Genomic DNA, 17,985 nt, shown 5'->3' on the forward strand with positions numbered 1-17,985 from the left:
ACACTAAATATTTTAGTAAAAATACTAAATATTTTGTCATTTTATTATTCAGGTATTTTATTATTTGACGAGCGCCTGATTTTCCAGGGACTTCGGCAAATAATCAAATAACAAAATATCCAAATATCAAAATCTAAATGATTTCCATCTGTTTCATCAGGAAAGTAGCGTTTTTGTTACGCGCAATACCCGGGCGGATACGGTAATCGAAGAACAGGTGGTCGTCCTGGATAGTGCTCTCGAAACAGTAGTTCCGGATTTTGCTCGGATAATTTTCCTCCAGGTGCCCCAGCTCCAAGTCATGCGTGGCAATCATCCCAAGGCAGTTATACGCCAGGAAATGCTCTATCAGGCTGCGGGAACCGGAAAGCTTGTCTTCCGAATTGGTGCCTTTCAGGATCTCGTCCAGCAGGATGAACACCCGCTCCCCTGTTTTCAGCTGAACAATGATATGCTGCAGCCGCAGCAGCTCCGCCTGGAAATAGGAAGTATGGCTGGCGATAGAATCTTTGATACGCATGGAGGTCATGATGCGCATGGGCGTAAACACCAGCCGGCCGGCACATACCGGCGCGCCGCACATGGCCAGCAGCAGGTTGGCACCTACGCTGCGCAGGAAAGTGCTCTTGCCCGACATATTGGAACCGGTAATAATCAGGAAGCTGGCATCCCGGCCAATATGCCCGTCGTTTTTAACGGATTCGCTCTCCGGGATCAGCGGATGCCCTAACCCTTCCGCTTCCAGCAACATCGGCTCCGACTGCGGCTGCGGATAAGCATACCCCGGATGATTAAACGCAAAAGTGGCCAGGCTGTTCCATACCTCCAGCTGCGCTATCACATCAATCCATTTGTCCACCGCCGTTTTATGCTGCTCTTTCCACCGCTCCAGCCGCAGAATGCAATGCAGATCATATAGCAGCAGAGAATTGAGAGCGATGCCCACCAACAGGTTCAGCCGCTGGTCAAACGCGGAACTGATGCGGGACAACTGATGCAGCGCTACATCTGCCTCACGCGCCGTTTCCTGCTGCTGCCGCAGCAACGCCGACTGCTCAAACGCGCCTTTACGAATCAATCCCAGCAACAGGGCAAACTTCTCCAGGATCCTTTCCTTCTGGGATATCAGTTTGTACTGCTCCAGCAATTTAGGCTGGATGCTCAGCAGTACCAGCCAGTTGACCATCACCATCCCGATAAAAAGATAGTAATGCCCCATGTACCTGCCTGCCACCACTGCCGCCAGCGTTAACGCCGGGAACAGCCACCGGGCAATCCCCATAAACCGGTTATGGATAAAGGCAAAAGGCATATCCAGCCATTGCGCCAGCTCGCGGCGGTCGCTGGCATCCTCTTTGGCCAGCATGGCATTGGCAGTAAGATGCTGCCGGAAATCCGTTTCGGGGGCCAGCACTTTCAGCGCTTCCTGGGTAGCCAGGATCTGCGCAGCGTCCAGCATCGGGGCCGACAACGAAGCCGCCAGCCGTTGTTTTCCGGACAAGGTGCCGGTACGGTTGATCGACTGAAAAATGGAAGCAGGGCCAAACACGTCGAGGTCGCCGGAATAATCATGCTGATCGTTGATGAACTCATGACCGTCTTCAAAGGAAGACTCCCAGGTGGTAGCCTGCTGAAGTTCCTTTTTATTCAGCTCCAGTAACGTTTTCAGTAACGCCAGTTGTTGCTGGGAACGATTATGTCTTTTAAGGAAAAAACCGAAAGCCACCACTCCCGTTGCTGTGGCCAGCAGCCACGCCCCTTCCCTTCCCTCACGGAAGTAAAACACCACCCCGGCAATGATCAACAGGAAACTCAACAACCGGGACCACGAGAGCAGCGCTGTCCGCTTCTTCTCCCTGTCAATCGCCTGTTGAAAGTCGTTGATGCGTTGCTGGTATAGATGAGGGTGCTCCATTACTTACATTTTTAAAAGTGAAATGCAGCTGAAGACGATCGTCTCCGCTGCATTCCAAATATCAACATAAAAAATAATAAACTAAAAAAATGATCAGGCGTACTGCCGTTTCAGCAGATCAGGATACTCCTGGCTCACCTTCAGGATAAGTTCACCAAACAGGGTACACGCCCAGGCGAACCATTTCCGGGTGAACTTCGTAGGGTCGTCCTTGTGATACGACTCATGTATGAAACCCGTGTTACCGTCAGTATTGCGCAGTGTTTTGATACACGCTGCAATTTCCTCCTTGCTCTGGCTGGTCAATGCTCTCATGATAATACTCATCGGCCAGATGTAGTCCACCCCGGTATGCGGGCTGCCTACGCCGTCGCCATATTTGCCTTTGTAGAACCACGGATGAAAGCTGCTCCATACAAAGTGGCGGGAAGCCTGGTACAGCGGGTCGTCTGCAGTGGTATAGCCCAGGTAGGGAATAGACAGCAGGCTTGGAACGTTGGTATCGTCAATGAATAAACGATTTCCAAAACCATCCACCTCAAATCCGTACATGTTGCCCAGGTACGGATGTTCTACGATCGCATAGGCTTTGATGGCGCGGTCCACTTCGTCCGCCAGTTCAGCGCACTCTTTGGCAAAAGCCGCATCTTTGTAGATCTCCGTGCTGATCTCCGCCAGCTGCCGCAGGGATACCACTGCAAACATGTTGGACGGGATCAGGAAAGGAAACACTGTAGCGTCGTCGGAAGGACGGAAGATGGAAACGATCAGCCCTACCGGCAACATCGGTGAACCGTAGCCAGAATTCGGGACGGTATCAGACTGCCAGGCGGTGACACGCTGGAACTTGTAAGGGCCTTTGCCTTCTTTACGTTGTTGTTCTTTAAAGGTTTTAACGATCAGCTGGGCCGACTGTTTATATTTCGCGTCAAAGACGCTGGTATCGCCACCATGCTTCCAGTAGTGGTACGCCAGGCGTACGGGATAGCAGAGCGAGTCTATCTCCCATTTACGCTCATGCAGCTCCGGCTTCATGTCTGTCAGGTCTTTCTCCCACTCGCTGCCGGTAGGCCCATCATTGAAGGCGTTGGCGTACGGGTCTATCAGGATGCATTTCACCTGGCGATTGATCACCCCCGCCACCATCTGTTCCAGCTTCTTGTCTTCCTTGATGAGCGGAATGTAAGGCCATACCTGCGCAGAGGAGTCGCGCAGCCACATAGCGTTGATATCACCGGTGATCACGAAAGTGTCCGGCCGGCCGTCCATTGTTTTGAAGTTGACAGTGGTATCAAGGGTGTTCGGGAAACAGTTCTCAAACATCCAGGCCAGTTTGTTGTCGGCAATCTGTTTTTTTACGCTGGCGATTGTCTTTTCCACCGCGTCGCTGGTAAATTTTCGTTTCGCCACCGGCGGACGTTGGGAAGAATAACCATCCCAGCCCAACACAGTTTTGGGCATCCCCAGGCTAACAGCACCTGCCAGCAGTGCGCTGTTCCTGATAAAATCTCTCCTTGCTACCATACTGTTTATTACATTTAAGTAGGGCTAAAATAGAAAAGTTTCCGGGATTTGCTTAATCGATTTATCAATCGTCGTCCTCTTCCTTCTCCTGCAGCTTCACGAAGGCGCTCCGCCGGGGTGCCGGCATCACCGCATTCTCGCCACGGACGGCCTTCCACACCACTTCATTCAGCTCCAGGTCGGGCGCCCGGTCTTCATGGGCAAAATCAAAAGCAGCAGAGCGGCGGGCGCTCTCATTCCAGGCGGTGTTCCGCTCCCGGATATCCACATTGGCTTCCAGCGCCACAAAAGGCGTCAGATCGGGCGTAGCGGTGAAAAGCTCCCACATAGGCGTGGCGGCAGCATCGTACTGGCTCATGGGCGGCAGCCCCAGGATCAGCTCCATGGTACGCAACATCCCGGAAGTGGAGTACATGTTATGGTTCACGGTCTTCCGCTTCACATAAGGACTGATCACATAAGCGGTGGAGCGGTGGGCATCGATATGGTCCGGGCCGTTCTGGGCATCGTCTTCCAGGATAAAAATGGCGCTTTCTTTCCAGATACGGCTATGGGAGATGTATTCTACCAGTTTACCTACCGCCAGGTCGTTGTCCGCCACGGAAGCATAAGGCGAATAGGCGCCTTTCCGCATGCCGCTGGTATGGTCGTTGCCCAGCCGGATGGTATTGAAACGGGGGACCGCATCCGCCTCCAGCAGTGAATCGAAGTCATGTTGCCAGATCTGCTGCCTGTCCACATCCAGGAAACTCATGTCAAACGACGGATACGCCTTGCAATAATGGCCTTCCAGCGTTTTCAGCGTAGCCGACCCTTTACCGGCGAATTCACCATAACTGCGGAAGCTTACGCCCGCACGATGGCAATAATCCCAGATAAACCCTTTCTTGGGATAGGCTATCTTACGGCTACCTTCATAATCATAGGTGCCGCCTCTGCCGCCATAGCTGGTAGGCCAGGTCTTTTCCGTATAGTCGGTAGCGTAAGCTGCCGTGCTCCAGTTATGACCATCAGCGCTTACTTCTGCATCCACATAAAAATTATCGAGCAGCACATAGTCCCTGACCAGCTTATGCTGATTGGGCGTGATCCGCTCAGGAAAGATACAGAGACTGCTATCACCATTGCCTTCCCTGACATCGCCCAGCACCTGGTCATACGTGCGGTTTTCCTTGATAACGTAAAACACATATTTGATAGGTGAAGACTGCCCTGCCTCCTGTGGGACAGGATTGCCTTTTTCTCCGGGTGCGCGCAACTCCTTGTTCTTTGTATAGGGCGTATTATCGTATACCAGTTTTGACCACTGCCCCAGCACCTTTTCTCCCGGTTCCCGGAAGACAGACAACGTGCCTTTAAACAGCCCTGCGATATATTGCACCGGGCGGTCCTTACGGGTGTTGGCCAGATGTGAACCGCTGGCGTCCTTACGACTGATCGGATTAGGTCCTTCCGGGTTAGCCATGGAAGTAAAACCTTTTCCATTGGCCACCAGCACTTTTTTACCGGTCACCCGCACACAGGTGGGATACCACCCTACCGGGATAAACCCTTCCGCATGGCTCTTGCCCGGGGTGGCCACATCAAACACCGCGAGACAGTTGTTGTCTGCATTCGCTATGTACAGTGTTTTATTATCTTCCGACAGCGCAAGACCGTTGGTAGTGGAACCCGTGGGCGCGTCCGGATACAGCGCGGCATGCAGGTTTTCTATCACCTTACCGCCGGCAGTGGCAATAACAGATACCGAGTTATCGTTGGCATTCGCCACATACAGGTACTTACCATTTTTAGATAAAATAATTTCATTAGGATGACTACCTGTATTTATCTCCTGCATGATTTTACCGGCTGCGATATCATACACCGCGATGGCATCTCCTCCCCACAGGGAGATGTACAACGTTTTGTTGTCTTTGGACAGCAGGCAGGTAAAAGCCTCTGCCCCCAGGGGCACCCGCTGTATAACCTGTTTGGCAGACAAGTCCAGCAGGTAAAGGCTGCTGTCTTCTTTTGTTACTACGTATAGTCGGTTCCGTGAATGGTCCAGCGCCATGCCGGCAGGACATATTTTTTCTTTCGGCCATGCCGCCCCGAGGCGGATACTGTCTGTCGCCAACAGCTTGTTGTTTCGCAGCTGGTATTCCCGCACTACGTTATCGTTGGCGCCGGAAGCGTAAAGCGTCTTTTCATCTTTGCTGAAAGCCAGCCCATACCATGATTTTGGGATAACCACTTCGTCCAGCAGTGTTTCCTGCCGGGCGTCTATCAGTTGCAGGGTGTGTTTGCTTTGTCCGTTGTTGTTTACCGCCAGGTATTTCCCGGAGGCGGAGAGTACCATGTTCAGGGGCAAATCGCCCAGCGGCAGGGAATGACCGGCAGGTGTGAGCGCCCATCCGTTGGGCAATAATATCCGCGCGGCCACGGTATCTGTTGTTTGTGCTGCGGCCTGTAACCCGGCCAGTAACAGCGCACTGAAAATCATTTTTTTCATATGCATATCTGATAATGTGCTGACAATTAACCAATAAGCTGATAAAAATAGGACAGACACCCGGCGCGAAACAATAGCCACGCTATTGATAATACTAATATAATATTCGGAGCGGAGATTTTTATTTGCCCCCGGGACTAACGTCCCGGGCAACGTTGTTGTTCAGATGCTTTAATGATCACGGCTTAATCAGGGGTTATTACTTAGGTAGTTTCAAATCGCCAGGGCGGATATAAAAAAGGGCCGGCCCTAAAAGCCAGCCCATATAGCAAGTCAATGATTATCTTTTTTTATCTCCGCACATCAGGCGAATCAGTAAAAATCATGGCCATCACCGTTACATGTTGCGGCGATACTGGCCACCCACTTCATACAAGGCGTGCGTGATTTCGCCAAGGGAGCAGTGTTTCACCGTTTCCATCAGTTCAGCGAAAAGGTTGCCGTTGTTGACGGCCACCTGCTGCAGCTGTTTCAGTGCAGCGGCGCTTTTATGCTGATGGCGGTGATGGAAGGCCTCCAGCGTTTTAATCTGGAAGTCTTTCTCTTCTGTGGTGGAGCGGATCACTTCTGCAGGGATGATGGTAGGAGAACCATTTTTGTTCAGGAAGGTGTTCACTCCTACGATCGGGTATTCGCCGGTATGTTTCAGCGATTCGTAGTAAAGGCTTTCTTCCTGGATTTTATTCCGCTGGTACATCCTTTCCATTGCGCCGAGTACGCCACCGCGTTCGGTGATACGTTCAAATTCAGCCAGCACGGCTTCTTCCACGAGGTCGGTCAGTTCTTCGATGAAGAAAGAGCCCTGTACCGGGTTTTCGTTTTTGGCGGTACCCAGTTCGCGGTTGATGATGAGCTGTATGGCCATGGCCCTTCTCACGCTTTCTTCTGTGGGCGTGGTGATGGCTTCATCGTAGGCGTTGGTATGGAGGGAGTTGCAATTGTCATAGATGGCATACAACGCCTGCAGCGTGGTGCGGATATCGTTGAAGTCGATCTCCTGCGCGTGGAGGCTTCTGCCGGAAGTCTGGATATGGTATTTCAGCTTCTGGGAGCGGTCGTTGCCTTTGTACTTGTATTTGATGGCCTTGGCCCAGATACGGCGTGCCACGCGGCCTATTACCGCATATTCGGGGTCCATGCCGTTACTGAAGAAGAAGGACAGGTTAGGCGCAAAGTCATCGATATGCATGCCGCGGCTCAGGTAGTATTCCACATAGGTGAAGCCGTTGGCCAGTGTGAAGGCCAGCTGCGTGATGGGATTAGCACCGGCTTCGGCGATGTGGTAACCTGAAATGCTGACCGAATAGAAGTTGCGGACTTTCTGTGTAATGAAATATTGCTGCACGTCGCCCATGAGCTTCAGGGCGAATTCGGTAGAGAAGATACAGGTATTTTGCGCCTGGTCTTCTTTCAGGATGTCGGCCTGCACGGTACCGCGTACGGTGCTGAGGGCGTGGGTGCGGATTTTTTCATACACTTCGCGGGGCAGCACTTCTTCACCTGAGATGCCGAGGAGGTTGAGGCCGAGGCCGTCGTTACCCGCCGGCAGGTCGCCGTTGTAGTGCGGCAGCGGATGGTCTTTGAATTTCTCACGGATCGTGGCCTGCACCTGTTCTGTCAGCCCGTTTTCGCGGATGTATTTTTCGCACTGCTGATCGATGGCAGCATTCATGAAGAAAGCCAGCAGGATCGGCGCCGGGCCATTGATGGTCATGGACACCGATGTTTTCGGATCGCAGAGATCGAAGCCGCTGTACAGCTTTTTGGCGTCATCTACCGTGGCGATGCTGACGCCGGAGTTACCGATTTTCCCGTAGATGTCGGGACGCACAGCCGGGTCTTCCCCGTAGAGCGTCACGCTGTCGAACGCGGTAGACAGGCGCTTTGCCGGCTGATCGAGCGATACGTAGTGGAACCGTTTATTGGTTCTTTCCGGGCCGCCTTCACCGGCAAACATACGGGTAGGATCTTCCCCTTCGCGTTTGAGCGGGAACACGCCGGCAGCATAAGGGAACTCTCCCGGCAGGTTTTCGGTGAGCTGCCACCGCAGGATGTCGCCCCAGTCGTTGTACTTAGGCAGACTAACCTTCGGAATACGGCTATGGCTGAGGCTTTCGGTGAACAAGGGTAATTTGATCACTTTGTCCCTTACCTGGAATTCGTAGTTATCGGCAGCATATTTTTTCAGCAATGCCGGCCATTCGTCTACCAGCTTTTTGCATTCCGGGTGCAGCGCTTCCGTGAGTTTGGCCTGAATATCGGCCAGCATTGGCGCTTTGGAAGCATCAATGCCGATAACGCCTGCTATCTGGTAGAGCTGTGTGGCGATCTTACATTGCTCGTCCACCCATTTGCTGTAGTCGGCGATGGCTTCGCCGATCTCCGCCAGGTAACGCACCCTTGCCGGGGGAATGATCTGGGATTTGGTGGTGGTGGACTTCAGGCTTTCGTGGGCCATCGGGCCGAAGGGGGCGCCGGTTTTCTCCACTACTTTTTCCATCACTTTTTCAAAGAGGAGGTTGATGCCTGCGTCGTTGAACTGGGAGGCGATGGAGCCTACTACCGGCAGCTCTTCATCTTTCGCCGTCCACAGGGTATGGTTGCGTTTATATTGTTTGCGCACATCGTGCAGGGCGTCGAGGGCGCCGGCTTTATCGAACTTGTTGATGGCGATCACATCGGCGTAGTCCAGCATGTTGATTTTCTCCAGCTGGGAGGCAGCGCCGTATTCAGGTGTCATCACATAGAGGGACACGTCGCAGTAATCAGTGATGGCGGTATCGCTCTGGCCGATACCGGATGTTTCGAGGATGATGAAATCGAAGCCTGCCAGTTTGCAGATATCGATCGCTTCCTGGATATGTTCGCTGATGGCTTTATCGCTTTCGCGGGTAGCGAGGGAGCGCATGTAAGCCCTGGGGTGGTGGATGGCGTTCATCCGGATACGGTCTCCCAGCAGGGCGCCGCCCGTCTTTTTCTTGGAGGGGTCTACCGAGATAACGGCCACTGTTTTATCGGAAAAATGCGTGAGGTAGCGGCGTACCAGTTCGTCCGTCACGCTGCTTTTCCCCGCGCCGCCGGTGCCGGTAATACCCAGTACCGGCGAGGTGCCGTCCGGTGTGCTGGTGATATGGGCGCCAGCGTCTGCGTCTACTGTCACTGCTTTGCGTGTTTTAACGCCGCTCAGCAGCGCTACCGGCATGTCGTTTTCCGCGAGGCTGATCGCGCGGGCGATGATTTTCGGGTTTTTACTCTTCTTCAGCTGCGGGATGTCTTCCACACTGCCACCGCTGCTCAGCGGGGTGACAGCCGTATCGCACTGGCGGATGAGGTCTTCGATCATGCCTTCAAGGCCCATCTGGCGGCCATCGTCCGGAGAATAGAGCCGGGCTATGCCGTAGGCGTGCAGTTCCTCGATTTCCGCAGGGAGGATGGTACCGCCACCGCCGCCGAAGATCTTAATATGCCCGCAGCCTTTCTCCTGCAGCAGGTCATACATGTATTTAAAAAATTCCACGTGCCCGCCCTGGTAGGAGGTAACGGCTATTCCCTGTGCATCTTCCTGGACCGCACAGTCTACTATCTCTGCAGCGGAACGGTTATGTCCCAGGTGGATCACTTCGGCGCCTTTGGCCTGCATGATACGCCGCATGATATTGATAGCGGCGTCATGCCCGTCGAACAGTGCTGCTGCGGTTACGATACGGACCTTATGTTGTGGTGTATATGACATATGAGATTCTTTTTTTTCACGCAAAGCAAACAAGAGAACGGGGAGCGCAAAGAACACAACACAATAAAATCTTATACAACAATCTTTGTGTCTTTGCTTTCTTACCTGCTTTGCGAGCAATGCAAGTTACGGAAAAACTGCCTGAAATACAGGACTAACAGGGGTTTAGAAGAGATCAAACGGAAAAAGAATCCTGTTGCAAATTATTTAAGCATAGCCGGGAAGGGTTAGTTTTTCCCTAAAAACAACTTTCCCCTGTACAAATGACTGCACAAGGGAAAGCGTGGAAAATAAGACACTCACAAAAGTGCTTAGCGGCCTTCTTGTTTCATAACGTGGAACTATAAAATCAAACTATTGATAAATACTTTATTGATTTCTTTCTGGCATACTTGATAAATGGAAAATTTCTAAACCCCGACTCAATGGCAAAACGTGCAAATACGATCTAAATTCTGGTTTTCATCACACCCCTGCCAATAGCCGTTGCGCAGGGTGTGTATATTTTACACAATCTTACTTAAATTTTTGTTAAAAACAAACTTTTTTTCCCTTTTTACGGAAAATAAGTTCAAATGTCCGCGCCACCGGGCATAGCACGTCTAATCCTTCATGGCAAAGGATTTCATCAACATCTATATTAACAGGAATTTAAGCGGAGAGAGCCCTGAGGGCTAAAAAAGTATTATTTGATTATGGGGGTATTTCGTTACTGTGTTTTGGAGTATAAATCCCGTAAAAGCCTGCTAAATAACCAAATACCAAAAGAGCCCAATATCAAAATCCGATGCCGAGGTATCGTTTTTTACGCTGGTCGTATTTATCGAAGTTAAACTTGTAGAGCTTGGCCGGGCGGTGTGGCACGTCTTCTTCCTCTTCATTGAGGTCCATCAGCAGGTCCATGGAAAGGAATTTCTTTCTGAAATTACGGCGGTCCAGTTCCACGTCCAGGATAGCCTCGTAGAGGTTCTGCAGTTCGCGCAGGGAGAACTTTTTAGGAAGCAGGTTAAAACCGATGGGCTGTACCATCACCTGCTGCTTCAGTCGTTCATGACAGGTATCCAGTATCTGCTTATGGTCGAAAGCCATGTTCTGCAGGTCTTTGACAGAGTGCCAGTGCAGGTCGTTATTGTGTTTTTTCAGTTCCACATGTTCGATGTTCACCAGCGAATAATAGGCTACGGTGATCACACGGCCGGCAGGATGGCGGTTGATCGCTCCGAACGTCTGCACCTGCTCCATATACAGATCATCCAGCCCGGTACGCGCCTTCAATACCCGGTAGGCCGCTTCGTCCAGCTCTTCGTCCGGCCGCACGATGTCTCCCAGCAGCGACCATTTTCCTTTGTATTCTTTCAGGTCGGACTCAATCAGCAGTACTTTCAGTTCATTCCCATTAAATCCGAAAATGACACAATCTACCGATATGGCAACTTTGAAATAACTCTTAATCTCAACAAGGTGAGTATTGATGTTTTTGGTGTACATGGACATCATAAAAAATACGTGGAATTACAGTTATCGTCTTAAACCTCGCGGTAAGGTATTCATAATCCAAATGAAAGAAAAAAAAGGGACATTAAAAGCAAAAAAGGCCGGATTTTTTTGCTTTGTTTTAGTGAAGCGGAAAGATAAGTTTATTTTTACAGCTCAGTATCAAGCAATATGTACACAAAGGAAATAGAAATAACCCTGGCACAGCTGGCCAAAGACCTGCTGAAGCATCAGCAGCAACAAACGTTGCTGCATTCCATTGACGAAACCCTGGAGGCATTGCGCCGCGTCATCTCTTACAATGACTGGCGTTACTATGTACAGAGCGATCCTGTGCTCAGCGACTACGAATATGACCAGCTCTTTGCCTGGCTCAAAAAACTGGAACAGGAACGCCCGGACCTCATCAGTCCCGACTCCCCCACCCAGCGTGTGGCCAAAGGCCTCACCAAAGAATTTGTGACCGTACAGCACCTGGTGCCGATGCTGAGCCTCGAAAACTCCTACAACGCCGACGACCTCATTGACTGGGACCGCAAAGCCCGGGAGGCCAGCGGACTGCAGGAAATAGAATACTGCATCGAGCCTAAATTCGACGGCGCCAGCATCTCCCTCATTTATGAGAACGACCGGCTCTCCAGAGGCGCTACCCGCGGCGATGGCATCGCCGGTGAAGACATCACCACCAATATCCGCCAGATACGTTCTATTCCGCTGTCTGCCAGCTTCTCCCAATATGGTATCCACCAGATAGAAATACGGGGGGAAGTGCTGATCAATAAAAACACTTTCAAGGCGTTCAATGACAAACGTGTCGCTGAAAACCTGCCACCGCTGGCCAATCCCCGCAACGCCGCCTCCGGCTCGCTGCGCATGGTAGATCCCAACGAAGTGGCCAAACGCGGACTGGAAGCCTTCCTTTATCACATGAGCTTTCATTCCATGGAAGCCGGCCGGGAAGAACCGGATGCCATCAAAACACACAGTGGCACCCTTGACCTGCTGTCAACCCTCGGTTTCCGCAGCCCTGCCAAAGAGAAAAAAGTCGTCAAAGGCGTACAAGCCGTGATCGACTACTGCCTTCAGTTTGAAACAGAACGTGACAACCTGCCGTACGAAATCGACGGCATGGTGATCAAGGTAAATGATTATGCCCTGCAGGACAAACTGGGTATGACCACCCACCACCCCCGCTGGGCCATCGCCTATAAGTTCAAAGCCCGCCAGGCCACCAGCCGCCTGCGCGCCGTGGAATTCCAGGTAGGCCGTACCGGCTCCATCACGCCGGTCGCTAAAATAGATCCTGTCCACATTGGCGGCGTAACGGTATCCTCCATCTCCCTGTTCAATGAAGACGTGATCCGGGAAAAAGACCTGAAGCTGGGCGACATGGTACTGGTAGAAAGAGCCGGCGACGTGATCCCCTATATTGTTAAGTCCGTGGCCGACCTCCGTACCGGCGAAGAAAAGGATATCGTATTCCCCACACAGTGCCCCGTTTGCAGCGACCAACTCGTGAAACCCGAAGGAGAAAGCGTTTGGCGCTGTACCAACATCAACTGTGAAGCACAGGTCGTGGAACGGATGATCCACTTCGTGAGCAAAGATGCCATGGACATTAAAAGCTTCGGCGAAAGCAATGTCCGCAAGTTCTATGCGCAGGGCCTCATGAAAGACATCCCCGGCATCTATGAGCTGGACTTCGAAAAAATAGGCGCTATGGAAGGCTTTGGCAAAAAATCGCTCAGCAACCTGCAAACAGCGATCGAACAGTCCAAAACACAACCCCTGCACCGCCTCATCTTCGGCCTCGGTATCCGTTATGTCGGCGAAACCACCGCCAAAACACTGGCCAATGCCGTCACCAACATCATGGACCTGCGCCACTGGACAGAAGAACAAATACTGGCGCTGGAAGATATCGGCCCTAAAGTTGCGGGTTCTATCCGCGTCTTCTTCACCAACGACGATAACATCCATATGCTGGAAAAGCTGGCGTCGCTGGGCATCAATATGACCAACACCAAGAGTGAACGCCATACCGGCGGCAACCTCGCTGACCAGACCTTCCTCTTCACAGGTACCCTGCACAAGCTGAAGCGCAGCGAAGCAGAAGAAATGGTGGAGCAACAGGGCGGTAAAATCATGAGCGGCGTGAGCAGTAAACTCAACTATCTCGTGGTAGGCGAAGAGGCCGGCAGCAAACTGGAAAAAGCGAAGAAAATCAACACCATCAGGATTATCACGGAAGATGAGTTCCTGGAGATGATTAAATAGATTATGATTGACGATACTTATTATATGAAGCAGGCGCTGAAAGAGGCGCACAAAGCTTTTGAAGACGGAGAAGTGCCCATCGGCGCCGTGGTGGTGCTGAACAACCAGGTAATCGGCCGTGGTCACAACCAGGTGGAGCGGCTGAACGACTGCACCGCCCATGCGGAAATGATCGCGCTCACCGCGGCGTTTAACACGCTGGGCAGCAAATACCTGATGGAGGCCACGCTGTATGTTACCGTAGAGCCGTGCCTGATGTGCGCCGGCGCTTTGTACTGGAGCAAAATAGGCCGCATCGTTTACGCCGCGGCAGACGATAAAAACAGCTACCGGCGGGCCACCGGCGAACGGTCGCCCTTCCATCCGAAAACAAAGCTGGAAGCAGGTCCCTGTGAAGAAGAAAGCCTGCAACTCATGAAAACCTTTTTCGAGCAAAGACGCTAACCATATTATTTTATTGAAAAACTTACTATGCAACGAAAAAACATAGTTATTGTCGGCACATCGGGCCATGGATTTGTAGTAATGGAGATCCTGCAATTGATGCAGGAATACAATATCGTGGGTTTTATTGACAGTTTTAAACCTAAAAACACTCCATGTATAGACCATCTTACCGTGCTTGGTCACGAAAACGATATACCCACGCTAACAGCGACATATGACATCTATGGTGGCATTGTTGCCATCGGAGACAACACTGACCGGGCTAATATGGTGTCAAGAATAAAAGCAGTGGCCCCGGGGTTTAAATTTGTCAATGCCTGCCACCCTTCCAGTGTAGTATCCCCCCGGGCGATTATCGGAGAAGGCAATGTCCTATGCGCTAATGTTGTCATTAACACGAATACAACGATTGGCAACTTCTGCATCGTCAATACAGCCTCCAGTATAGACCATGATAACCAGATAATGGATTTTACCAGCATTGCGCCAGGTGTGACAACAGGCGGCAATGTAAATATTGGGGCAAATACAGCGATCGGTATAGGCGCTGTTATTAAACACAGAATTAATATAGGCGAACAATGTGTAGTGGGAGCCGGGGCTGTTGTACTCAGTGATGTCAGTCCCCGAAGTGTGTGGTATGGCACACCTGCCAGAAAAATAAGAGACAGGCAACCGGGAGACAAATACCTTTAAAGCAATTATGAATTACGAATTGAGGGCTTCCTGATGGAAAGGTTATTTAGTAACCGCTCTATCATGAAGCCCTCAATTCGTAATTCGTAATTCGTAATTATTTCTGGTTCTGCATCAGCTTATTCATCGCCATCATCTGTTTCATGGTCTGGTCCATGCCTTCGGAAGAACCATCGAGGAAGATAACGTTGCCTTTCGAGTTCTCTGCAAAGTTTTTGATCGCTTCCGTCCACATGGAGAAAAGGATCACGGAGGTATCGAGATTGGCCTGCTGCATCTCTTTGGCGGCAGTGGTCATACCTTTGGCCACTTCCTCGCGGAACAGGGCCACGCCCATACCGCGCAGCTGTGCTGCCTGGCGTTCTGCTTCCGCAGCAATTTTAATGGCGTTACCATCGGCCTCGGCAGCTTTTGTTTTGGTGATCAGCAGCGCCTGGCCTTCGTTCTCAGCAGCAGCTTTCAGGTTGTTGGATGCCACTACCTGCGCCATCGACTTCATGATCACTTCATCAAAAGTAATGTCGTTCATCTGCAGGTCCAGCAGGTGAAAGCCCCACTCTTCCAGCGTTTTGTCGATCTGCTCTTTTACGTGCTCGGTAATGTCTTTACGAAGGCCCAGCACTTCCGCCTGTCTTTTAGTGGCCACAAAACCACGGATGGAACCTTCGATGGTACGTACCAGCGCCTGCATGAAACTTCTCTCGTCCATGAACTTAAACGCTACGTTTTTCAGGGTTTCTTCTTCCTGGTTCCACACGGAGTACAGCAGCATTGCTTTAAAATAAACGTTGGCCTGGTCTACAGTAATGGCCTGAAACTCCAGCTCGACAGATCTGTTCTGAATAGAAATTTTCTTGAATACTTTTTCAATCAGGGGTATTTTCCAGTTCAGTCCGGGGAACAACATCCGGTTATACTTGCCGAAGATAGTAGTAACCGCTACATTCCCCTGCTGCACAGTTACAAAAGAGGATAAGATCACTATCAGCGCCAGCACTCCCAGGATCATCAGAAATACATTCATAATGCGTGTTTTTGGTTTAGGGTCGGGTTTAAGGCCCTAAATATAATCAAATAAAACGCAATGTACAGGATGGACAAAGGAATACCGGCAAGCTGAAAGCAGGTTACATTTTGAGGGTGTTTGTATGAAGACAAACAATGGATGAAAAACTGAGCTTAAAAAGACAATGAATGAATATTATAAAAAGCTGAGTTAATTAGATCCTTTGTTTTCTCCTGAAGTAGATGAACACATCGTCCAGTTCAATTTGTTTCAGCTGGTAGGCCAGCCGGGTCCGCAGATCCTCCGTTTCGTCCTTGATTTTCCTGTACTGATCTTTCAGGTCCTCATAGCGCTCGACGATTTCTTCTGCTGTGGCAGTTTGTTCCAGTTGTAAGATATCAAATGCTCTTTCCTCGGTTATCATAGTGATAGGGGTATTTCAGCCAATAATCATGTCCGGATGTTTAAAAAACATACTTCTTTTTAATACACTAAATTAGTGGAGATACGAAAGCAAGCAAATACCCAACCTTGGGTATTTTTATGAAAATTTAGCAGGGTTTAGCAAAATTTTTTTCGCAGTTTTTGCAGTTACAATAGTTGACAATCAACAATATACAATTTATTAATATGTTTTTCATACCTGGATGCTCATTTTGAGGGTGCAAAAAAACCGATGCAAAATCGCAAAAAACTGATATTATTTTAACCAATCGTTACTTACTGAAAACCTATCTTCCGGGCGATGGCCACCAGTTCCGTCGTATTGCGGACTTTCAGCTTCAGCCGGATATTCTTACGGTGCGTTTCAACCGTATAACGGCTTAGGTTTAAAGAGTTGGCAATCTCCTTGTTATTGAGCCCCTGTACTGCCAGTCCCAGCACATCTTTTTCACGGGGGGTAAGTTTATTCAGCAGGTTTTCATTCTGCCGCCGCAGTATTTCACTGAGCGCTACCGTCAGCTGGGCGTTGGTATCAATGGCATTGGTGAGGTCGAGGAAAGCGCAGATGATCTCTTTCACTTTCCCCTGCGTATCCCAGGTAAAGGGCACTTCCATGCCCAGCAGCCAGCGGTAGTCTGTATCGCCTTTCCTGCGTATACGGGCCACCCCGCCGAAATGGCTTTTATTGTCTATGAATGATTGCTGGGCCACCACCGCCATTTTAAAATCATCAGGATGCATGATGTGCCTGAAAAAGTCCATGCCGAGGCCGGTCATCTCCGCAGGCGTATAGCCAAAAGCCGCTGCCAGGTAATGGTTGCACCAGGTGATGGTTTTGTTGTTATTATCATAACAATAAAGCATGGCCGGTACACTGTTTACAATGCTCTCCAACCACAGATGACGATCTTTTAACTGCTCATTTTCCTTCTGTAAGGCAGTGAGGGAAAGGTTTTGCCCTAAGTCCGAGCCTGTATGCATACTATACGTTTTAAACAAACAATAGGTAAACAACTGTCAGGCACATACGAAAAAACATGTCTGATGTTACGTCCTGTTAAACCGAGTATATGTAAATATAAAATAATTTTCCATATGACATAGCATCGGACGGGGCCTAATTTAGTAATTGAAAAATGAAATTGATTTTTAACGGATTGGCAGTAAATTTGGCGACTATCAGTAAATAATATTTTTAAACCCAATAAAAACACGAGTTATGGCATTTACACTCCCGAGCTTACCCTACGCAACAGACGCGTTAGAGCCGCATATTGATAAATTGACAATGGAAATTCACCATGGTAAGCATCATCAGGCATATGTTGACAATCTGAACAAAGCGATTGCCGGCACTGAAAACGAGAACAAATCACTGGAAGAACTGGTGGCAAATGCTGGAAAAATCAGCCCTGCAGTAAGAAACAACGGCGGTGGCCACTGGAACCACAGCTTCTTCTGGACCAGCCTCGCTCCTAACGCAGGTGGTCAGCCTACCGGTAAACTGGCAGAAGCGATCAACAGCACTTTCGGTTCTTTCGACGCTTTCAAAGAGAAATTCAACACTGCCGGCGCTACCCGCTTCGGTTCCGGCTGGGCATGGCTGATCGTAAAAGACGGCAAACTGGAGGTAACTTCCACGCCTAACCAGGACAACCCGCTGATGGACGTTGCTGAAGTAAAAGGCACCCCCATCCTGGGCGTAGACGTGTGGGAACACGCTTACTACCTGAAATACCAAAACCGTCGCCCGGAATACCTGAACGCATTCTGGAACGTGGTTGACTGGAACGCTATCAATAAAAGATACGAAGCAGCGCTCTGATATTTGGGGATTTTTTGATTTACGAATTTTTTGATTTCGTGGATCAGAAGAGCGAATAAAAAAACAGACCGAAGCGAAATCACTCGCTTCGGTCTGTTTTTTTATCGGTCTACGAAATCAAAAAATTCGT

Annotated in this window: 12 protein-coding genes; 4 read left to right on the forward strand and 8 right to left on the reverse strand. The window is 50.2% G+C overall.

The annotated features are described in order from the left end of the window. Nucleotides 1–133: 133 nt before the first annotated feature. The 5 genes from HF324_RS32335 to HF324_RS32355 all read right to left on the reverse strand — a co-directional run bounded on the left by HF324_RS32335 (nt 134) and on the right by HF324_RS32355 (nt 11,163). A complete protein-coding gene (locus HF324_RS32335; protein WP_168861655.1) occupies nt 134–1,915 on the reverse strand; it encodes a MutS-related protein in 1,782 nt (593 codons plus the stop codon). A gap of 93 nt (nt 1,916–2,008) precedes the next feature. After that, nucleotides 2,009–3,439: a glycoside hydrolase family 125 protein gene (locus HF324_RS32340; protein ID WP_168807895.1), complete on the reverse strand. Its 1,431-nt coding sequence runs from the start codon at nt 3,437–3,439 to the stop codon at nt 2,009–2,011. A 64-nt stretch (nt 3,440–3,503) separates the two neighbouring features. Next, nucleotides 3,504–5,933, reverse strand: coding sequence for a bifunctional YncE family protein/alkaline phosphatase family protein (locus HF324_RS32345; protein WP_168861656.1), 2,430 nt, complete (start codon nt 5,931–5,933; stop codon nt 3,504–3,506). Between the two features lie 337 nt (nt 5,934–6,270). After that, nucleotides 6,271–9,666, reverse strand: a complete 3,396-nt coding sequence (locus HF324_RS32350; protein WP_168861657.1) for a methylmalonyl-CoA mutase family protein — start codon at nt 9,664–9,666, stop codon at nt 6,271–6,273. Between the two features lie 777 nt (nt 9,667–10,443). Next, complete coding sequence (locus HF324_RS32355) at nt 10,444–11,163, reverse strand: NUDIX hydrolase (protein ID WP_168807901.1); 720 nt, start codon at nt 11,161–11,163, stop codon at nt 10,444–10,446. A gap of 168 nt (nt 11,164–11,331) precedes the next feature. Between HF324_RS32355 and ligA the strand changes: the two genes are divergently transcribed. The 3 genes from ligA to HF324_RS32370 are packed head-to-tail and all read left to right on the forward strand — an operon-like array spanning nt 11,332 to nt 14,580. Continuing rightward, nucleotides 11,332–13,437, forward strand: coding sequence for an NAD-dependent DNA ligase LigA (gene ligA, locus HF324_RS32360; RefSeq protein ID WP_168807902.1), 2,106 nt, complete (start codon nt 11,332–11,334; stop codon nt 13,435–13,437). Nucleotides 13,438–13,440: 3 nt separating this feature from the next. Then, nucleotides 13,441–13,881 (forward strand): nucleoside deaminase, encoded by a 441-nt coding sequence (locus HF324_RS32365; RefSeq protein WP_168807903.1) that lies wholly within the window; start codon nt 13,441–13,443, stop codon nt 13,879–13,881. Between the two features lie 27 nt (nt 13,882–13,908). Then, nucleotides 13,909–14,580 carry an acetyltransferase gene (locus HF324_RS32370; protein WP_168861658.1) on the forward strand — a complete coding sequence of 224 codons (672 nt, stop codon included), beginning with the start codon at nt 13,909–13,911 and terminating at the stop codon, nt 14,578–14,580. A gap of 97 nt (nt 14,581–14,677) precedes the next feature. On the opposite strand, the gene HF324_RS32375 is transcribed toward HF324_RS32370, so the two are convergent. The 3 genes from HF324_RS32375 to HF324_RS32385 form a co-directional block, all read right to left on the reverse strand. Further along, entirely contained in the window at nt 14,678–15,604 is a 927-nt protein-coding gene (locus HF324_RS32375) for an SPFH domain-containing protein (protein ID WP_168807905.1), read from the reverse strand. A gap of 196 nt (nt 15,605–15,800) precedes the next feature. Further along, nucleotides 15,801–16,010, reverse strand: coding sequence for a hypothetical protein (locus HF324_RS32380; protein ID WP_078669986.1), 210 nt, complete (start codon nt 16,008–16,010; stop codon nt 15,801–15,803). 296 nt (nt 16,011–16,306) lie between these two features. Continuing rightward, nucleotides 16,307–17,011 carry a LuxR C-terminal-related transcriptional regulator gene (locus HF324_RS32385; protein ID WP_168807906.1) on the reverse strand — a complete coding sequence of 235 codons (705 nt, stop codon included), beginning with the start codon at nt 17,009–17,011 and terminating at the stop codon, nt 16,307–16,309. Nucleotides 17,012–17,249: 238 nt separating this feature from the next. On the opposite strand from HF324_RS32385, the gene HF324_RS32390 reads away from it, so the two are divergent. Continuing rightward, a complete protein-coding gene (locus HF324_RS32390; protein WP_168807907.1) occupies nt 17,250–17,855 on the forward strand; it encodes a superoxide dismutase in 606 nt (201 codons plus the stop codon). The last annotated feature ends 130 nt before the right edge of the window (nt 17,856–17,985 follow it).

Origin of the sequence: Chitinophaga oryzae (assembly GCF_012516375.2) — a bacterium.
Lineage (GTDB): Bacteria > Bacteroidota > Bacteroidia > Chitinophagales > Chitinophagaceae > Chitinophaga > Chitinophaga oryzae.